Source organism: Aequorivita marisscotiae (assembly GCF_029814825.1).
Classification (GTDB): Bacteria; Bacteroidota; Bacteroidia; order Flavobacteriales; family Flavobacteriaceae; genus Aequorivita; species Aequorivita marisscotiae.
In genome coordinates this window covers 3,311,034-3,330,608 of record NZ_CP122379.1, presented here as the reverse complement: position 1 = coordinate 3,330,608, position 19,575 = coordinate 3,311,034, and the positions used below count along the sequence as shown (strand labels likewise).

At 37.2% G+C, this 19,575-nt stretch carries 21 protein-coding genes; 6 read left to right on the top strand and 15 right to left on the bottom strand.

The annotated features are described in order from the left end of the window. Positions 1–15: 15 nt before the first annotated feature. A complete protein-coding gene (gene murA, locus QCQ61_RS14905) occupies positions 16–1,329 on the top strand; it encodes a UDP-N-acetylglucosamine 1-carboxyvinyltransferase (protein WP_279448456.1) in 1,314 nt (437 codons plus the stop codon). A gap of 6 nt (positions 1,330–1,335) precedes the next feature. Here murA and QCQ61_RS14900 read toward each other — a convergent pair whose 3' ends face one another. From QCQ61_RS14900 to QCQ61_RS14885, 4 genes are all read right to left on the bottom strand, one after another. Further along, the gene (locus QCQ61_RS14900; RefSeq protein ID WP_279448454.1) at positions 1,336–1,923 is read right to left on the bottom strand and encodes a hypothetical protein; all 588 of its coding nucleotides are present in this window, start codon (positions 1,921–1,923) and stop codon (positions 1,336–1,338) included. Positions 1,924–2,051: 128 nt separating this feature from the next. After that, entirely contained in the window at positions 2,052–3,356 is a 1,305-nt protein-coding gene (locus QCQ61_RS14895) for a cryptochrome/photolyase family protein (protein WP_279448452.1), read from the bottom strand. A gap of 3 nt (positions 3,357–3,359) precedes the next feature. Then, positions 3,360–4,055 (bottom strand): SDR family NAD(P)-dependent oxidoreductase, encoded by a 696-nt coding sequence (locus QCQ61_RS14890; protein ID WP_279448451.1) that lies wholly within the window; start codon positions 4,053–4,055, stop codon positions 3,360–3,362. Positions 4,056–4,073: 18 nt separating this feature from the next. Then, positions 4,074–4,535 carry an SRPBCC family protein gene (locus QCQ61_RS14885; RefSeq protein WP_279448450.1) on the bottom strand — a complete coding sequence of 154 codons (462 nt, stop codon included), beginning with the start codon at positions 4,533–4,535 and terminating at the stop codon, positions 4,074–4,076. 330 nt (positions 4,536–4,865) lie between these two features. Here QCQ61_RS14885 and QCQ61_RS14880 point away from each other — a divergent pair, with 330 nt between their 5' ends. Then, on the top strand, positions 4,866–5,711 hold the full coding sequence (locus QCQ61_RS14880; protein WP_279448448.1) for a DUF2911 domain-containing protein: 846 nt from the start codon (positions 4,866–4,868) through the stop codon (positions 5,709–5,711). 52 nt (positions 5,712–5,763) lie between these two features. On the opposite strand, the gene QCQ61_RS14875 is transcribed toward QCQ61_RS14880, so the two are convergent. The 7 genes from QCQ61_RS14875 to QCQ61_RS14845 all read right to left on the bottom strand — a co-directional run bounded on the left by QCQ61_RS14875 (position 5,764) and on the right by QCQ61_RS14845 (position 12,485). Further along, positions 5,764–6,204 (bottom strand): hypothetical protein, encoded by a 441-nt coding sequence (locus QCQ61_RS14875; RefSeq protein WP_279448445.1) that lies wholly within the window; start codon positions 6,202–6,204, stop codon positions 5,764–5,766. Further along, on the bottom strand, positions 6,201–6,701 hold the full coding sequence (locus QCQ61_RS14870; protein WP_279448444.1) for a hypothetical protein: 501 nt from the start codon (positions 6,699–6,701) through the stop codon (positions 6,201–6,203). Before QCQ61_RS14870 ends, QCQ61_RS14875 begins: the two co-directional genes overlap by 4 nt. Before the next feature lie 23 nt (positions 6,702–6,724). Beyond that, positions 6,725–7,273: an RNA polymerase sigma factor gene (locus QCQ61_RS14865; RefSeq protein WP_279448442.1), complete on the bottom strand. Its 549-nt coding sequence runs from the start codon at positions 7,271–7,273 to the stop codon at positions 6,725–6,727. 133 nt (positions 7,274–7,406) lie between these two features. Further along, a complete protein-coding gene (locus tag QCQ61_RS14860) occupies positions 7,407–9,233 on the bottom strand; it encodes an ABC transporter ATP-binding protein (protein ID WP_279448440.1) in 1,827 nt (608 codons plus the stop codon). Beyond that, the gene (locus tag QCQ61_RS14855) at positions 9,233–10,948 is read right to left on the bottom strand and encodes a phospho-sugar mutase (RefSeq protein WP_279448439.1); all 1,716 of its coding nucleotides are present in this window, start codon (positions 10,946–10,948) and stop codon (positions 9,233–9,235) included. Before QCQ61_RS14855 ends, QCQ61_RS14860 begins: the two co-directional genes overlap by 1 nt. 50 nt (positions 10,949–10,998) lie before the next feature. After that, on the bottom strand, positions 10,999–11,946 hold the full coding sequence (locus tag QCQ61_RS14850) for a glycosyltransferase family 2 protein (protein ID WP_279448437.1): 948 nt from the start codon (positions 11,944–11,946) through the stop codon (positions 10,999–11,001). A gap of 8 nt (positions 11,947–11,954) precedes the next feature. Then, positions 11,955–12,485, bottom strand: coding sequence for a DUF4199 domain-containing protein (locus tag QCQ61_RS14845; protein WP_279448436.1), 531 nt, complete (start codon positions 12,483–12,485; stop codon positions 11,955–11,957). 211 nt (positions 12,486–12,696) lie between these two features. On the opposite strand from QCQ61_RS14845, the gene QCQ61_RS14840 reads away from it, so the two are divergent. Continuing rightward, entirely contained in the window at positions 12,697–12,978 is a 282-nt protein-coding gene (locus QCQ61_RS14840; protein ID WP_279448433.1) for a type B 50S ribosomal protein L31, read from the top strand. Between the two features lie 176 nt (positions 12,979–13,154). After that, complete coding sequence (locus QCQ61_RS14835) at positions 13,155–14,330, top strand: GlmU family protein (RefSeq protein WP_279448431.1); 1,176 nt, start codon at positions 13,155–13,157, stop codon at positions 14,328–14,330. On the opposite strand, the gene QCQ61_RS14830 is transcribed toward QCQ61_RS14835, so the two are convergent. Together QCQ61_RS14830 and QCQ61_RS14825 are read right to left on the bottom strand one after the other, a co-directional pair. Continuing rightward, entirely contained in the window at positions 14,327–14,608 is a 282-nt protein-coding gene (locus QCQ61_RS14830; RefSeq protein WP_279448429.1) for a hypothetical protein, read from the bottom strand. The two genes, QCQ61_RS14835 and QCQ61_RS14830, sit on opposite strands and share 4 nt — an antisense overlap. 11 nt (positions 14,609–14,619) lie before the next feature. Beyond that, positions 14,620–16,260 carry an ABC transporter substrate-binding protein gene (locus tag QCQ61_RS14825; RefSeq protein WP_279448428.1) on the bottom strand — a complete coding sequence of 547 codons (1,641 nt, stop codon included), beginning with the start codon at positions 16,258–16,260 and terminating at the stop codon, positions 14,620–14,622. 61 nt (positions 16,261–16,321) lie between these two features. Between QCQ61_RS14825 and mtaB the strand changes: the two genes are divergently transcribed. Further along, positions 16,322–17,665 carry a tRNA (N(6)-L-threonylcarbamoyladenosine(37)-C(2))-methylthiotransferase MtaB gene (gene mtaB, locus QCQ61_RS14820; RefSeq protein ID WP_279448426.1) on the top strand — a complete coding sequence of 448 codons (1,344 nt, stop codon included), beginning with the start codon at positions 16,322–16,324 and terminating at the stop codon, positions 17,663–17,665. On the opposite strand, the gene QCQ61_RS14815 is transcribed toward mtaB, so the two are convergent. Then, entirely contained in the window at positions 17,662–18,297 is a 636-nt protein-coding gene (locus QCQ61_RS14815) for a hypothetical protein (protein WP_279448424.1), read from the bottom strand. The genes mtaB and QCQ61_RS14815 overlap by 4 nt on opposite strands. A gap of 34 nt (positions 18,298–18,331) precedes the next feature. Further along, positions 18,332–18,631, bottom strand: a complete 300-nt coding sequence (locus QCQ61_RS14810) for a GNAT family N-acetyltransferase (protein WP_279448422.1) — start codon at positions 18,629–18,631, stop codon at positions 18,332–18,334. 250 nt (positions 18,632–18,881) lie between these two features. Between QCQ61_RS14810 and QCQ61_RS14805 the strand changes: the two genes are divergently transcribed. Further along, a complete protein-coding gene (locus tag QCQ61_RS14805) occupies positions 18,882–19,541 on the top strand; it encodes an alpha/beta fold hydrolase (RefSeq protein WP_279448420.1) in 660 nt (219 codons plus the stop codon). Positions 19,542–19,575 lie beyond the last annotated feature (34 nt).

Below are 19,575 nucleotides of genomic sequence, written 5' to 3'. Positions count from 1 at the left end.
TATTAACCGTTATTTATGGGAACTTTCCAAATAGAAGGCGGGCATAAACTAAAGGGCGAAATCACGCCCCAGGGTGCCAAAAATGAAGCCTTACAAATTTTATGTGCAGTATTATTAACACCAGAAAAAGTAGTAATTGAGAATATTCCTGATATTCTTGATGTAAATAAACTCATAAAAATCTTAGAGAATCTCGGTGTAAAAATCCAAAAATTAGCCAAAGGCAAATATGCTTTTATTGCCGATGAAATTAATTTGGAGTATCTAGAATCCGAACTTTTTAAACAAGAGGGAAGTTCGCTCCGGGGTTCAATTATGATTGTAGGCCCGCTATTAGCTAGATTTAACAAGGGATATATTCCACGTCCGGGAGGCGATAAAATAGGAAGAAGAAGGCTAGACACCCACTTTGAAGGATTTATAAAACTGGGTGCTAAATTCCGCTATAACAGAGAAGAACGATTTTACGGCGTAGAAGCTCCCAATGGATTAACGGGAACGTATATGCTACTGGATCAGGCCTCGGTAACGGGAACAGCTAATATAGTTATGGCGGCTGTTTTAGCAAAAGGCACCACTACAATTTACAATGCAGCCTGCGAACCGTACATTCAGCAACTCTGTAAAATGCTGAACGCTATGGGTGCTAAAATTTCAGGGGTTAGCTCAAACCTTTTAATTATTGAAGGTGTTGAAAAACTCGGAGGATGCACGCACCGTATTTTACCAGATATGATTGAAATTGGCAGTTGGATAGGGCTTGCCGCAATGACTAAAAGCGAGATAACCATTAAAAATGTGAGTTGGGACAACTTGGGCTTAATTCCCGAAACATTTAGAAAACTAGGTATTAAACTCGAAAAAAAGGGAGACGATATTCACATCCCTGCTCAAAATGAATACGAAATACAGGGTTATATAGATGGCTCTATACTTACAGTAGCCGATGCTCCTTGGCCCGGATTTACGCCAGATTTATTGAGTATAGTACTCGTAATATGTACACAGGCAAAAGGAAGTGTACTTATACATCAAAAAATGTTTGAAAGCCGTTTGTTTTTTGTAGATAAATTAATAGATATGGGCGCGAAAATTATTCTTTGTGATCCGCATCGCGCAACGGTTATTGGGCATAATTTCCAGTCTAATTTAAAGGCTACAACAATGGTTTCACCAGATATTCGGGCTGGAATTTCACTTTTAATTGCCGCACTCTCCGCAGAGGGTGTTAGTACTATTCATAACATTGAACAGATTGATCGCGGATACGAAAATATTGATGGCAGACTCCGTGCAATAGGAGCTAAAATAACCCGAACAGAGCCCTAAAATAGATTATATTTTACGATTTTTATTTATCTCGTCTTGTAGTTTTCTGCGCAGTTTTTGCTCGCGCTCTAAACTATTTCTACGGTAATCTTCGAGTTCAATTTCCATTTCAGCCATCTTTAATTGCGCTTCCTTGGTGATTTTGTGACTGTTTAAAAATCTGTAGAACAAAAATGCACTAACTAAAAACAGTATTAAGATTATTCCCCACATTACCGAGTTGTACGTAGCTTTTGAAGTGTGAATACCAAATACAGCAATACCGTCTTCTTTTTCTTTTGAAATATTCAGATTTTGTTGCGTATTCTTTAAATCTGCGCGAAGTGAGTCTATCTCGCTATTCTGCTGCATTAATTCACTTTCTTGACTTTTTATATTTTGTTCTAAAGCAGAAACGCTATCTAAAATATTTTTTTTCAGTCGCGCCAGTTGCGTTTTTTTAATAACCTTATATTCTTGATAACTGTTGCTTTTATCGAAAGCATCGGTCATTTGTTCCTCCAATGTATTTTTACGAATTTGAATAGAATCCTGAGCAGCGCCATTTAACGCAAATAGAAAGAGTGGAAGGAACACTAATAAAATCTTCTTCATGTTATTCTTGGGTTTGGTGTATTGCTTTACTTAACTGTGCAAGAGTAGCAAAATTGTGCTGAATGGCATAAAGATACAATCTCTTTACCTTTTTTTTAACAATTTTAAAATAGAAGTGCTATTTACCACTACGAAAGCGCGGCTTTATAAACCTGCAAACAACGTTCGCGAGCCTCTTTATGTGCTACGATTTCATCGAGATACGACCCCTCTTTAAATTCTGGCACATATTTTTTTATGTATTTGTGGTCTTTATCAAATTTTTCAATTTGTGTGGTTGGGTTAAAAATTCTAAAATATAGCGCTGCATCTACGCCACTTCCAGCAGCCCACTGCCAATTTCCTACATTACTGGCCATTTCATAATCCAGTAACTTTTCGGCAAAATACGCTTCGCCCCATCGCCAATCTATTAACAGGTGTTTACACAAAAAACTGGCAACCAGCATCCGCACGCGATTGTGCATATACCCCGTAGTATTTAATTGGCGCATTCCGGCGTCTACTAAAGGATATCCTGTTTTACCATCCTTCCATTTTTTAAATTCGGTTTCGTTATTTCGCCATTCAATACGGTCGTACTTTTTTTTGAAAGCATTTTCAACTGTTTCAGGAAAATGCCAAAGAATTTGCATAAAAAATTCGCGCCAAATAAGTTCCTGCCAAAATATTTCATTTTTTTCTGAAGTTGCCTTCTTCATCATTTTTCGAATGCTTACGGTTCCAAAACGAAGATGTGGACCGAGATGCGACGTAGCATCCTCTGCAGGATAATTTCTTAATTTTTCATATTCCTGAATGGTTGTGGGTGTTACATTGTATTCGGGAATTTCTATTTTCGACTTTTTAAAATTAATATCACCTAACGACAGATTTGGCAAACGGGAATGCTGGTACAGATTTGTTAGAAATTCATTCGTATAATATATTTTTTCGTCATAGTCTTTTTTAAACTTTTCCTTCCATGTTTTCATGTAGGGAGTATATACTATATAGGGGGTGCCATCGGCTTTCACCACTTCGTCTTTTTCAAAAATTACCTGGTCTTTATAACTGTAAAAACCTATTTCATTTTCTTTGAGAAATTGCTTTATTGAAGTGTCGCGTTTAGTGGCGTAAGGCTCGTAATCGTGATTGGTTATTACATTTTGTACGTTATATGCTGAAATAATTTTTTTAAAAATCGCCATCGGATTTCCGTGATACATTGCAAGACTGCTTCCGTGCGTTTGCAGTTTATCGCGCATATTTTGAAGCGTTGTAAATATAAAGGAAACCCGTGCGTCGCCTTTTGGAAGCTCGTTTAAAATTTCAGTGTCAAAAATAAAAATGGGAAGTACTGGAAATTTGCCGTGTAGCGCTTTGTAAAAACCTACGTTGTCATCCAGTCGCAGATCTCTTCGGAACCAAAATATATTTACTTTATCAGCCAATAGTTAGTTGTTGTTTAGTGTTGAAAGCCCGCCGTCTACACCAAGTACTTGCCCTGTAATCCATTGCGATTGGTCGCTTAATAGAAAGGACGCCATTGCCGCAATATCCTCCGCCGTGCCAACTTTTTTTAACGGATGGCGTTCGGCCATTTTTTCTTTATTTGAATCGTTGTTTAATAATTTTGAAGCTAACGAAGTATCTGTGAGCGAGGGAGCAATTACATTCACCCTAAAATTTGGTGCGTGTTCTGCGGCAAGCGCCTTGGCAAAACCTTCAATAGCTCCCTTCGCGGCAGCCACACTGGTGTGAAAAGGCATTCCTACTTTTACGGCAACGGTACTAAAAAACACCAAATTTGCCTGCTCGGCTTGTTTCAATTTTGGTAAAATACCGTGAACCACCTGTACCAGCGCATGAAAATTTAGTTCCATATCGGCTACAAAGGTTTCGGGTTTCATCATTTTAAAAGGTTTTAGATTGATGCTTCCGGGAAAATATGCAAATCCGTGAATTTTTTCAGGTAAACTAAGGTCCAAAATATTATCGTGCAATGCATCAAAAGTAAGATGCGTAATGCCTTCCGAAACTTCTCCCTTGGTACGGGAGGCGACAAACACATTGTGGTCGCGTTTTAATAATTGGGCTAGGGCAGCACCAATTCCATAAGATCCGCCAATTAAGAGTATGTTTTTTTGCATATATTTTTTTAGGTGAAATTAGAAGTTCCCGAAAAGCGCTGTCAATTTGTTTTTTCGGAATTCAAAAATTTCTTCAAGTTTTGGTTTTACCAGGTAAGGATGCACGAGTTGTCCGATAAATCCGAACGGTAATTTGTAATGCAGCAGGTCTTCCATCTCAATGCCGCCCTCAATTTCCTTTATAAAATGTTTGTGGTGCCAAAGCGCATAGGGACCAAAACGCTGTTCATCTACAAAATACTCGTTTTCAACGGAATGTGTAATTTCGGTAACCCAGCGTGTTTTAATTCCTAAGATAGGCGTAACTATGTATTCAATAATTTGGCCAGGATACATCTCCCTATCAGCGCCAGACTGGATGTTAAAACCCATATATTCTGGCGTTATTACTTTTAGGTTTTTAGGGTTTGAGAGAAAATTCCAACCTTCTTTTAAAGTTATGGGTAATTTTTGTTTCGCGTGAAGCGTATAAATTTTCATAAACTTTATTTATCTCTATAGAATGTTAACTTCTCGTTCATGCGCAATAACCTATAGGTATTAGTTTTAATCGTGCTACGACGGATGTTTGGTTTCAATATTTTTTTTAGGTACTTCAACATAATTTATTTTTTTCTAAATGTACTTTGTTTTATTAAACTTATAAAAGATTAAACAAAATATTAACAATTCTGCGTAATCGTTTCTACAGCCTAGCTTTTAGGAGGGGGAGTAAACTATAACTTTATAGTATTTTAAGGTTTTCTTAACCTTTAAAAATTTTGCAAATGGTAACTTCGCGAACAATATAAACACTTTAATATCACTACGATGAAAAAAATTATTTTTCTCCTTACGGCTTTTATGTTTTCGGTTGGCATACAAGCACAAATACAAACGCCACAACCCAGTCCATTTCAGAAAATTGAACAAAAAGTAGGTTTAACAGACGTTACTTTAGAATACTCCAGACCGTCTATGAAGGGTAGGACAATTTTTGGAGAGTTGGTGCCTTACAATGCTATTTGGCGCACCGGTGCAAATGCAAATACAAAAATTACCTTTAGCGATGATGTAGAAGTTGGTGGAAAAACCTTAAAAGCAGGGTCGTATGCAATCTATACCAAGCCGGGTGCTGCTAATTGGGAAGTATATTTTTACAGTGACACCAACAATTGGGGAAATCCAGGAACGTGGGAAGAAGATAAAGTTGCGGCAAAAGCCACTGCGCAAGCGTATCCGTTTCCAATAGATGTTGAAACCTTCACAATGTCTTTTGATAATTTAAAGAATGATGAAGCCACTCTCGGAATTCTTTGGGAGAAAACCTATGTTGGTGTACCTATTAAATTTAATACAGATAAAACTGTAACTACAAATATTCAGCGTGTTATGAATGGCCCTTCGGCAATGGATTATTACGCCGCAGCGGTATATTATTTAGAAGCGGGAAAAGACATTAACCAAGCCAAAACTTGGATTGATAAGTCTATTGATATGAACAAGGATCCAAAATTCTGGCAACTGCGCCAAAAGTCTTTAATTTACGCAAAGGCTGGTGATAAAAAAGGAGCTATTGAAGCGGCTAAAAAATCTCTAAATCTGGCAAAAGCTGAAGGAAACAAAGATTATGTTGCTTTAAACGAAAAATCGTTGAGAGAGTGGGGAGCCATGTAATTTGGTAATTTATTATATACATTTAAAAGCCCCATTAATTTTGGGGCTTTTTTTATTGTTTTCGTCTTCCGTGTCCTTGTTTGTACCGTTCAAAAAGTTCACGTTTAAAATCGTCTTCTGCTTTTTTGAGGGAAATTATTTTTTTAGGTGAAATTACCTTTCGCAATTCGGCCGTCATTTGTTTTCTCAACTCTAATTCACTAGCTTCAATAGCCAGATTTTTGTCTATTAGTTCATTGGCTTCAGCATCTGTTAAGGCACCCAAACCATTGCGCAATTTTCCGAAAATTTCAGTGCGTTCTTTTACACGTAGCGCGTGAAATTTTTCGTGATAGCTATTATAAATTGGCCAAAATTTTTCGGCCTCGGTAGGGGTAAGGGCCAGAGCTTCGGTAATATAAGCCGTTTTTAAAGCTTTTATTTTTTCGTGTTTTCCGTCTTGTGCCTGTACGGTGCTCGCCAAAATAAAAAATAAAATAATTACATTTTTCATGGTTCGTTAATTATAGTTGCTGCATCTAAATTATTCAATAGATATTCTTCCAAAGCGCCTTCTGAAAATTGTTCCGTTTCAAAATCTATATCGGTAATATCATTGTCTTCTATATAGGTGGTTAGGTCATATAGGTCAAGGTTTAAATTTCCTTCGGCAATATAAGCGTCAATGGCCGCCAATTGTAGCGCATCCAGATTAGCCGGGCTGTTTGTGTTTGTAAAAACTGTAAAGGCAATGAGCAGGCAAGCCGCAATTGCCGCAGCATAGCCAAAGTATTTTTTAGGAATAAGTTGAATGTGCTTTATGGGCCTTTCAGAAGTGGTTACCGCTGCCAAAATGCGATCGTCAAAATTTTCAAAATATTCTTTGGGAGCCTTAAATCCTGAAGTCTTTGGAAATTTTTCTTTCGAAATTCTACTAAAAAGTCGCTCCTCGAAAGTTTCAAAATATTCTTCGGGCACTTTAAAATTCGATATGTTTTTCTTTTTCTTCACCTTAAATTTTCGCCTTCCCTTTTTTAAATTTCATTCCCTTTTATATATTCCGTAATCTTTTTTACTGCGATGTGATAACTGCTTTTTAGCCCTCCCGAAGTAGTTTCCAATATTTCTGAAAGTTCTTCAAAAGTGTGATCTTCAAAATATTTCATTGTAAATATTAATCGTTGTCGCTCCGGAAGCGTTGCAATGGCTTTTTGAAACTGCAATTGAATTTCATCACCTTCAAAATGTACGTCGCTTTCTAAATTTCGCAGCGCATCGTTTTTCACCTTTTCAATGGAAACATTGTTGCGTTTTGCTTTTTTGTTGATAAACGAAATAGATTCATTGGCAGCAATTCTATACATCCATGTATGTAATTTGCTTTCGCCCTTAAAGGAATTTATATTCCTAAATATTTTAATAAACGTATTTTGAAGCACATCGTCTGCATCGTCATGGTCCAAAACAATATTCCTAATTTGCCAATAGAGCCGTTCTTTATACTGCGACACAAGTTCCCGAAAAGCGGTTTCTTTTTCCGCTTCGGTCTGTAGTGCCGTTACCAGTTCTTGCTCTTCAACCACTTGTGTGTAATTGCTATTATGACTAAAGATAAATGGAAAAGTTTAATTTAGTACAGCTTTTTTATTGGCACTGCACTATTTACGCGTAAAACTGCCAAAATTGGATGCGTTGCGTAATAAATTGATTGTTGGGCTATGCTAATGATTGCATTTCAACCAAACTGTAATAAACGCCTTTAAGCTCCAAAAGTTCTTGGTGCTTGCCCTGTTCTACAATTTTTCCTTTGGAGAGTACTACAATTTTATCGGCGTTTTGAATTGTGGAGAGTCGGTGCGCAATTACGATGGAAGTTCGGTTTTGCATCATTTTTTCTAAAGCATCCTGTACCAAACGTTCGCTTTCGGTGTCTAATGCTGAAGTTGCTTCATCTAAAATCATAATTGGCGGATTTTTCAAAACAGCTCTGGCAATGCTCAACCGTTGTTTTTGGCCACCACTTAGTTTATTGCCGCTGTCACCAATATTAGTTTCAAAACCTTCGGGCAGCTCTTTTATAAACTCGTAACTGTTGCTTATTTCGGCAGCTTCCATCAATTCGGGATTGGTGGCTAATGGTTTCCCCAATTTTAAATTATTGCCCACAGTATCGTTGAAAAGAATAGAGTCCTGCGATACAATGCCCATTAATCCGCGAAGCGATTTCTTTGAAATATTTTTGATATCAACTCCATCAATTTCAATGCTTCCTTGGTTTACGTCGTAAAAACGGGTGAGTAAATTGGCAATTGTACTCTTTCCACTGCCCGATTGCCCCACAAGTGCCACGGTTTTTCCCTTTGGAATTTCGAGTGAAAAATCCTTTAAAACGTACTGATCTTCGTATTTAAACGAAACGTTTTTAATAGAAATTACTCCTTCAAAACCTTCCTTTTCAATTGGGTTTTTAATATCGGTTATTGTGTTTTCGGCTTCCAATAATTCCAAAATACGCTGGGCAGATCCATCGGCTCGTTTCACCGAATAGCTCGCTTTGGCAATCGCTTTCGCAGGAGTTAGTATGTTGTACGCGAGCATAATGTAACCCAGAAAGAAACTGGCGTCTAAAGTGCGATCTACAAAAACCAGATATCCACCATAAATAAGAAGAATGCCAATAGTTATAATGCCTAGCAACTCGCTTAAGGGAGAAGCGAGGTTCTGCCTATTCATAACTTTGTTGGAATATTTATAAAACCGTTGGTTACTATCTTCAAACTTTTTCTGAAATAAATTTTCTGCGTGAAAGGCTTTTATAATTCGAAGTCCGCCCATAGTTTCTTCCAAAATAGAGAGAAATACACCTTGTTCCTGTTGTACTTTTAAAGATCCTCGCTTTAACGATTTTCCCACTTTGGAAATAAGAAAGCCCGAAATTGGTAGAAATAGAAACACAAAGAGTGTTAATTTCGGACTTATAAAAAGCATGGTTGCCAGTGAAAAAATAATTGTTAACGGTTCGCGAACAATCATTTCCAAAACTGAAAGTACCGAGTTTTTTACTTCGTCCACATCGCCACTTAAGCGCGAAATAGTATCGCCTTTTCTTTTTTCAGAATAAAACGCCAGTGGAAATATAATTACTTTGCCGTACAAATCATTTCGCAAATCTCTTAAAACACCATTCCGTAAAAAAGTGGAATAGTACATTGCGAGATAATTGCTTAAATTTTTAAGTAGAAATATTGCCACAATTAGGCCAATCATAAAAAGAAGAACCTTAAAGTCGCCATATTTGTTTATGTAATTCACTAAATGATAGTTTAGCGAATCTTGAATAAATGTGGTTAATTCGGTAATACTTTCATATACTGGCTTTGCGCCAACTTCGCGCTGGTCGCTAAAAATAACTTGCAGTACAGGAATTAATGCTAAAAAGGAAAGCGTGCTAAATAGGGCGTACAGAATATTAAAAAATATGTTTAAATACGCATACCTTTTATAGGGAAGAACGTAGCGCAGTATTTTTTTGAAATAATTCATTAATTCACATTTAGTTGTGCGGCAATAGCGTCTATTTTTTTCTGAAGTATTGCTTCAAAATTATCCTTTTCGGAAGTGTTTACGCTAATGTAGAACTTTATTTTTGGCTCGGTACCGCTGGGTCTCGCTGCAATTTTGCTACCATCTTCGGTATAATAGATTAACACGTTGCTTTTTGGCAGGTTTAGTAACAAAGTTTCTTGTTGTAAAAAATCTGTGGTTTCACCTTTTAAAATATCGTCCATTCGTATCACTTTGCTGCCGGCAATTTCGGTAAACGGATTCTCGCGAAGACTTTTCATCATTGCTGAAATTTCTTCGGCGCCCTGTTTTCCCTTTTTTGTAATTGAAATTAAATGCTCGCGGTAATTGCCGTACCTGTTGTAAATTTCATTTAAATACTGGTACATACTCCTACCGGCGTGTTTTTTCTGTGCTGCAATCTCACAAGCCAGTAGGGTAGCGGTAACAGCATCTTTATCACGGACAAAATCTCCCACTAAATACCCGAAACTTTCTTCGCCGCCACCAATAAATTCAAGCTCGGGAAAATCTTTGATCATCTTGGCAATCCATTTAAAACCTGTAAGTCCCTCAATATATTTTACATTGAAATGATTGGCGACTTTCGCAACCATTGGCGTTGAAACTATGGTGGATGCCACAAATTGATTGCCACTTAATTTTCCAGCTTTTTGCCATTGCTCTAAAAGAAAGTGCGTCATTAAAACCATGGTTTGGTTTCCATTTAGGAGCACCATTTCATTTTTATCGTTACGTACGGCCACGCCTAAACGATCGCAATCGGGATCGGTGCCAACTACAATATCTGCATTTTCATTTTCGGCAAGTTCCAAAGCCATTTTTAAAGCTGCGGGTTCTTCGGGATTGGGCAATTTTACCGTTGGAAAATCTCCATTAGGCTCTGCTTGTTCTTCAACAATGGAAACATTTTTATAGCCAGCTTGTTCCAAAACCTTTGGAATTATTGTAATTGAAGTGCCATGGAGGGAAGTGAAAACAATTTTTAAATTATCTTTTGCTTCTGGAGAAGTATTAAAAGTTCCGTTTTTCACCGAAGCTTTTGCGAATGCTTCATCAACTTCAGCAGCTATATATTGAATTAATTTTTCGTTTGCTTCAAAGTTTATGCCTTCGTAATTCAGCGAATTTATTTCGGCAATTATTTCGGCATCCTGTGGTGGTACAAGCTGGCCACCATCTTCCCAATAAACTTTATAACCGTTGTATTCGGGCGGGTTGTGCGATGCTGTTAAAACAATTCCGGCTTTACAATTTAAATGTTTTACTGCAAAGGAAAGTTCTGGCGTAGGCCGTAATTCTGAAAATAGAAAAACGGTAATTCCGTTTGCCGAAAATACATCGGCCACCACTTTTGCAAATTCTTTGCTATTGTGCCTACAATCGTATGCAATGGCCACATTAATCGCTTGATTTGGAAACTGTTTTTTTAGGTAATTTGAAAGCCCTTGCGTGTTTTTGCCCAAGGTATATTTGTTAATTCGGTTGTCGCCAAGGCCCATAATACCTCGCATCCCACCGGTTCCGAATTCCAGGTTTTTATAAAAGCTGTCTTCCAACTCCTCTGGGTCGTTGGCAATCATTTCCTTTATATTGTGTTGTGTTTGCTGGTCGAAAAAAGGGGTGAGCCATTGGTTTACACGGGCTAAAGTTTTCGGATCTACGTAAATCATTCGCTTGTTTTAAAATGTAAAAATAGTAATAATAAAGGGGAGAAAAATAATTAAGAATTAACCGTTTCCTTAATTATATAGTTTTGCGATTCTTTTTTGCTTCTCAGGATTAATTCGCCTAAAAACCCGGCGAGAAAAAATTGCGATCCCAAGACCATTGCTACTAGAGCTATAAAAAACTCGGGCCTGTCTGTAATTAATCTTGCCGAAGGGTTAATAAATAATTTATCAATGCCCAAAAACAGCGCAAAACAAAAACCTACAAAAAGCATAAATGCGCCCCAGGCGCCAAAAAGATGCATAGGCCGCTTGCCGAATCTTGACAAAAACCATATAGTAATTAAATCTAAAAAACCTCGAATAAAGCGTTCTGCACCAAATTTTGTGGTTCCGTATTTACGCGCTTGGTGTAAAACAGGTTTTTCTGAAATATTGCTAAATCCTGCATTCTTTGCCAATACAGGAATGTATCGGTGCATTTCGCCGGTAACTTCAATGGTTTTGATAACGTCTTTTTGATATGCTTTTAATCCGCAATTAAAGTCGTGCAGTTTTACACCCGAAGTTTTTCGCGCGGCATAATTAAATAATTTGGAAGGTAAGTTTTTGCTAAGTACAGAATCGTAGCGTTTCTTTTTCCAGCCCGAAACAAGATCAAAACCGTCTTCGGTAACCATTTTATAAAGCTCGGGAATTTCTTCGGGATTGTCCTGCAAATCAGCATCCATCGTGATTATTACATCGCCTTTCGCCATCGCGAAACCCGCGTGTAGCGCTTGCGATTTTCCGTAATTCTTCTGAAAACGAATTCCTTTTACGGTAGGATTTTTTTTAGAAAGTCCTTCAATTAACTTCCAGGAATTGTCGGTACTGCCATCGTCAATAAAAATGAGCTCGTATAAAAAACCATTGGATTGCATAACATCTGCAATCCAACGGTACAATTCATTTAGCGATTCTTCTTCGTTGAGAAGAGGTATGACGATGGAGATATTCATTCAGCTAATTAAAGATGTTGAGGTGGGTTTTTCTTCATTACCAATCCAGCGAAAAGCGAAATAATAAATCCAAAAAACAAAGTTGCAATTATTGCGAAAGCAGACATTATCATTGGTGACATAAATTTTGCAGACATGTTCATTGCCATATCGATTTGTTCCTGTGTCATCTCTGGGTTTTTTACCAACATTTGTTCTCGTGAGAAATCCAAGGTTTTTTGAACAAAATCGGGGTCAATATAATTCATAAAAATATAGTTAAAAACTACTGCAATAATTCCAGCTACAAGGCTAATTGCCAAACCGGTTTTTAGTGCTTGCCCCAGTGTAAGGTAATTTTCGTTTGAAATTTTAAATGCTTTTATACCATAAACAATAACGCCTACGGAAATAATTAACTGAAGAACAGTTAGCCACCATGGCCGATCAATATGAACGTCAAGTACGTAAGAGATAACTTGTAAAACAATTGAAAGTAATGCCAATAGAACCCCATAATTGAGTGCTATTTTTTTTAATGAAGTAGTTTGAGTTTCCATTTTTTATTGGTTTTTTGGCCTACCAAAAAAGTGGCAGACAGGTTCGGTTTGTTAGTAAACAAATATAGTAAAACGTTACATTTGCGGGCGATTTTGCGGTGAATAAAAAAAGTGTATTATTTTGTTGCTAATTTCCAATTAATACTTAAATTTGCAAACTCATTTCCGAAAGGTCGGAAGCGTGCATTTTTTAAATTATAATATTAGATAGATGAAAAAAGGTATCCACCCAGAAAATTATAGATTAGTTGCTTTTAAGGATATGAGCAATGAAGATGTATTCCTTACAAAATCAACTGCCGATACAAAAGAAACTATCGAGGTAGATGGTGTTGAGTATCCTTTGGTAAAGATGGAGATTTCACGTACTTCACATCCTTTTTATACCGGAAAAGCAAAACTTATTGATACTGCAGGACGTATTGATAAATTTAAAAACAAATACAACAAGTTTAAAAAACCTGCAAAAGCAGAAACTAAAACTGAAGAGTAGTCTTCACTTTTATAAAATATTTAAAAGCCTTCGAGAAATCGAGGGCTTTTTAATTTTAGATTGTTGATTAACGATTGTTGATTGCTGAATTTTGAGTAATATTGAATTATGAAATCGAAATCGAAATCGAAATCGAAATCGAAATCAGCAATCAAAAATCAGCAATCGTTAATCCAATGAATTACATCCTCTTTGACGGAAGCGTCCGCAACCAGCTTTTGCCTTTCACCTTTACCCGTCCCGTGGCGGATATTCGGGTAGGTATTTTAACCATTCGTGAAAAATGGGAACATCTTTTAGGTTTTACTACAACAACTGTTACCGAAGATTATCTTTCGGAAAAGTATCCGTTTGTGGAACTCGAGAAAAACATTTTTATAAATGCGTCTTTTCTGCCTTCGGAAAATTTGGTGAACATCATTAAAGGATTGGAAGAAAATCAGGCCGTATTTTTTGATGACGAACCCATCGCGTTTTTCACCACGGAAGGGCAGGAAGTAGATTTTGAAACTTTTGATATAATTCAATATGCCCACAACGATGTTTTAAGAATTGAGAATACTTGGGATATTTTTTCAAAAAACGGTGACGCCATAAAACGCGATTTCGAAATGCTTACCAAGGGCCGTAAATCACAGCCCATTCCCGACGCGGTTTGGACGAGCAATCCGGAAAATATTTTTATTGAAGAAGGTGCAAAATTACCGCTGTGTTCTTTAAATGCCTCGGACGGCCCTATATATATTGGCAAAGACTCCGAAATAATGGAAGCGTGTTCCGTTCGTGGTCCATTTGCACTTTGTGAACATGCAACTTTAAAAATGGGTGCTAAAATTTATAGCAACACCACCATTGGCCCGCACAGTAAAGTTGGGGGCGAAGTAAATAATTGCGTAATTTTTGGCTATTCAAATAAAGGTCACGATGGTTTTTTAGGGAATTCAGTTTTGGGCGAATGGTGCAATTTGGGGGCAGATACCAATAATTCCAACTTAAAAAATAACTATGCCGAAGTACGCCTTTGGAATTATGAAACCGAAGGTTTTGCTCGAACTGGTTTGCAATTTTGTGGACTGATGATGGGCGATCACAGCAAATGCGGAATCAATACCATGTTCAATACCGGAACGGTTGTGGGCGTGAGCGCCAATATATTCGGAAGCGGGTTTCCCAGAAATTTTGTCCCAAGCTTTAGTTGGGGCGGAAGTGGCGGATTTACAACCTATAAAACCGACAAAGCTTTTGAAGTGGCAAAAGTTGTTATGGGCCGAAGAAATATTGAGTTTTCAGAAATGGACGCTCAAATTTTGGAACACGTGTTTGAGGAAACTTCCGAATGGCGGAAAGGCTAATGGTAAAATAGGAAGTAAATTATCACACCTACAATTATAAGCATTACACTCCCAAAAACAATCGCTAAATTCTTTTGGCGCCTTAGTTCATTTTCTTTCAATTTTTGCTTGAAAGCTTCAAACTGGGCAGGCGACATTTTTTTGTAATCAACAATCTTAGTTGAGGTTCCATATTTTGAATTTACATCCTTTTCAAAATAATTATTGCGTTTTGCAAGTTGTTTCGCATTATTGCGAATAGATTGTACCATTGCTGCAGCCGAACCACCAAACCCCATATTTATTTAATTTATTTCTTCTTTTTAACCTTTTTTAAAACCAAAAAATTCTGCGGGTTTATACCGAGACCCGAAACTTTTTTATTCACAAACCGTACGGCCATATCATAAAACAGCGGAACAACGGGCGCTTCTTCAACAATAATTGAATCCATTTTGGTGTAGTTCAATTTTCGTTTTTCAATATTTGAAATCGTCAGTGACTTTTCATAAATACTGTCGAAAGTTTGGTTTTTGAAGTGCATATAATTAGGGCCATTCGGCGCAAAATTAGGACTGTAAAATAACGAAAGATAGTTTTCGGCATCGGGATAATCTGCAATCCAGCTGGCGCGAAAAATATCTAGTTCGCCGCTACTTTTCATCTGCCGGAGCGTGGAAGGCGGCATTACGTCTATGGTTACGGCAATCCCGAGTTTTTCAAGTTCGCGCTGTACATATTCGCACAAATCTAAATACTGGCTGTTGGTGCCAATGGTAATTTCGGGTTTGGAATCTCCAGTTTCTACTTTGTATTTTTCAATTAATTGTTTAGCTTTTTCGGGCTGATAGGTATATCCGTCAATTTCAGCATAACCGGGCAGTCCTTTAGGAATAAATCCGTGAATGGCAGGAATGCCCATTCCATTGCGTAAATACGTTACCATTTTTTGGCGGTCGAAACCATAATTTATTGCTTGCCGCAATGTTTTGCTTTGTATTTCTGGCGTTTCGGTACCGAGAAAAAATCCGAGGTATTCCGTATTTAAATACGGTCCCGTAATCATATATGCCAAATCGTGGTATTTTGGTTGAAGCGTTCCGCGGGTGGTTAACAGCTCATCTTTATAACTACCGTCCAAACCCGAAATAAAATCGAGTTTTCCTTGTGCAAATTGTAAAAACTCACTTTGCTTATCGGGTAAAAAAGTGATGGAAACCGCTTCTAAATAGGGGAGTTTTTCTCCATTTTCATCTCTCTCAAAATATAGCGGATTTTTTCTGAAAACGAGCTTCACGTTTTCTTCCCACATTTTAAATTGAAACGGACCTGTGCCCACTGGATTTCTTCGGAATTCATTTCCATAATATTCCACCGCCTCTTTCGGAACTACGGAACAGTACCGCATGGAGAGCAATCCTAAGAATGCCGGAAAGGGTTGTTTTAATTTTATTACAAAAGTAGTGTCGTTTTTGGCCCAATATTTTTCAACATAATTCATCACCCAACTTCCCGAAGAGGCAACTTTTTCATCGGTCAAACGGTTAAAACTGTAAACAAAATCCTGTGCCTCCACTTTGCGTGTATAGCGTTTGGGACTATGCAATCCATCCTGTGCGAAAGCTATATTTTGATGAAAATACACATCGTTTCTCAGTTTAAAAATATAGGTGTTCGTGCTATCGTTTATCTCCCAACTCTTGGCAATATCTGGTTTAATGTTTAAAGAATCATCTAATTGCACCAAGCCGTTATAAAGTTGGTTGTCCGGCCAAATGGCTTGCGGATTTCGAGCAAAAGCAGGGTCTAAGGTAGGAATGTTGCCGTGTTCATTATAGCGGAAAACGAGGGGGTCGCGGTCGGTTTCTTTGTTATTTCTGCAGGAAAGCAAAAGTATTGAGATACAACATATTGAAATGTGAAAGATTAGATTTTTTAAAGCCTGCTGCATGTTTTTTCGGGAACCGATTTTAGTTTGTATTTTTGTGCCCTCGTTTGCCAAAAATACAATAATGAACGCATCAAAAAAAGTCGCATTTTATACACTCGGTTGTAAGCTTAACTTTAGTGAAACCTCTACTATTGCCAGAAATTTTGAAGGTGAAGGCTTTCAACGTGTAGATTTTTCTGAAGAGGCTGATATCTATGTTATTAATACTTGCAGTGTTACCGAAAATGCCGATAAGCGGTTTAAAACTATCGTAAAACAAGCGCAGAAAGCCAATCCAAAAGCATTTGTTGCCGCTGTTGGCTGTTACGCACAATTAAAGCCACAGGAATTGGCTGATGTAGATGGCGTTGATTTGGTTTTGGGCGCTACCGAAAAATTCAAGATTACCGATTACTTAAATGATCTTTCGAAAAACGATTTTGGGGAGGTTCATTCGTGTGAAATTGAAGACGCCGATTTCTACGTAGGTTCCTATTCCATTGGCGATAGAACCCGTGCATTTTTAAAAGTGCAGGATGGGTGTGATTATAAATGTACATATTGCACAATCCCCCTGGCGCGCGGAATTTCTCGAAGCGATACTTTGGAAAATGTACTGCAAAATGCTGCTGATATTTCGGCACAGGGAATTAAGGAAATTGTTTTAACCGGGGTTAATATTGGCGACTACGGAAAAGGAGAGTTCGGCAATAAAAAACACGAACACACTTTTCTTGAACTTGTGAAGGCTTTGGACAAAGTGGAGGGGATTGAGCGGCTTAGAATTTCATCAATAGAGCCCAATCTTCTGAAAAATGAAACCATCGATTTTGTTTCTAAATCGAAAACATTTGTACCTCATTTTCACATTCCGCTACAAAGTGGCAGCAACGAAATTTTAAAATTGATGCGCCGTCGTTATATGCGTGAACTGTATATTGAAAGAGTTGCAAAAATTCGCGAAGTAATGCCAAATGCTTGTATTGGTGTAGATGTAATTGTTGGTTTTCCGGGTGAAACCGACGAACGCTTTTTGGAAACCTATCACTTTTTAAATGAACTGGATATTTCGTATTTACACGTTTTCACCTATTCTGAAAGAGACAATACTCCCGCCGCCGAAATGGACGGAGTGGTTCCGATGAAAGTTAGAAATAAGCGCAGCAAAATGTTACGTGGACTTTCAGTAAAAAAGAGAAGGGCTTTTTATGAAAGTCAGTTAGGCACAATGCATACCGTGCTCTTTGAAGGCGAAAATAAAGAGGGGTATATTCACGGTTTTACAGAAAACTACGTAAAAGTAAAAGCCCCGTGGAATCCAGCATTGGTAAACACTTTGGCCGAAATTACCTTAACCGAAATTGACACGGATGGTTTGGTGCGGTTTAAAAAAGCGCCAAAATTATCTAGCGCAATGGTTGGTTAAAAATTTCGGATATCTTCTTTATTTTTTAGTTTTCCAATTATAGCATTTACACTAACTCCGAAGAAATTGTCGTTTTTATTGAAGATAAATAATGGCGAAACAAATACACCATAATTCCGTGAAGGAAGATATTCAAGTCGGGGACTGATTATTAGAGCCGCTGATACATCATTTTTTCGAATAAAATCGTGAGATGGGCTAGAACCAAAGTTAAACCCACCGTTGCCTTCAATTGGCGTATGCACTGTAAAATCTGTGGCATAATCCCGGAATTGCAATCCTAGCCCTCCGTTAAAAACAGCTCTAAATTTTGAACTCATTTTCAAAACATAACCCCCTCTAATATTTAAAGTGTTATACCTATCTTTAATATCGGAATCACCACTACCTACGATTCCACTTCCGGCGTTATAATTTTGAGGTTTTTCGCTAGCTTTAGATTGAAAATAAATAGTGCCTACGTGAATAAAATATTCTTCTTTTAATATTAAATTGGCACCTGCTTCAGATCCTAAAAAATTACCTCCGGCTATCCCAATATTTCCGTATAAATCATTGCTCTCAAAAAATTGCGCATAAATATTTTGTGAAAACAAAATCGCAAGAAAAAGTGTTAAGGAAATATTTTTCACAGAATGCTTTAAGTTTAGGATTTAAAAATCCTCACTAAATATTTATACCTACTGGCAACAAATCTTTATACTTTCTGCGATTTTTTCGCATAAACCCTGCAATTTCCGGACTGGTAGGAACTAAACTAATGCCACGGTTTTTTACTTCTTCAAAAACAGCTTTTATAAAAATCTCCCTAAACCCCTGCTCTTCGAGGTCTTCTGGCATATCATACTTTGTTAAGAATATTTTTCGGTCTTGTAAGGCATACTCGATGCGCGCCATATTATCGCCAATTTCGAGTTCAAATTGTCTTAAAAATTCGTTATCGGTAATTTCTACATCTTCAATCATTGTGAGTTATTTTAAATTGGAAAAGTAATTTTGAGATGGAATGCCATTGAAGTATGGCCACCTAATTTCATAACTTGGCCTGAATAAAAATAATTTTATAAAAATGCTAAAGTTGGATGTTCGTCTTTTTTTCAAAGTAAATTATCACTGAAATTGTTCAGTTGTTAAGAAACGGTTATATAATTCTATCTTTGTACCCGTAAATTTACGAATAATCTTTGGGCTTTACCATTTTCTTCACAAAAGACTTATGAACTCTCAAAAAACGCATATCTATTTTGTTCCAGGTTTGGCGGCCGGTGGTGAAATTTTTAAGAACATTAAGTTTCCTGAAAATTATGTAACCCATATATTAGAGTGGTTAATTCCAGAAAAAGGAGAAAGCTTAGATGCATATGCCGAAAAAATGGCGCGTCGTGTTAAGGAAGAAAATCCAATATTAATAGGAGTGTCGTTTGGTGGGGTCGTAGTTCAGGAAATGAGTCGTTTTTTAAAGTTGAAAAAACTTATAATTATTTCCAGTGTAAAATCTAAAGAAGAGCTTCCTCGACGTATGAAACTAGCCAGATTTACCAAAGCGTACAAACTTATTCCTACCAGTTTGGTTTTAAGTGTTGAAGATTTAACCAAATTTTCAATAGGTCCCAAAACCCAAAAGCGCCTATCGCTTTATCAAGAATACCTTCACGTGCGCAACAAACAATATTTAGACTGGTCGTTAGAAAAAATGATAACTTGGAATAGGACGGAGAAAATTGATAATATAGTGCACCTTCACGGGGAAAACGATGTAGTGTTTCCTATAAAATATATTAGCGATTGCCGTGTTATAAAAGGCGGAACACATATTATGATATTGAATAAGGGACGAAAAATTTCCAAAACATTGTTGCAGATTTTTGAAGAATAATAGTGGCTTTGTTCCGTAGAATTAGCTATATTAA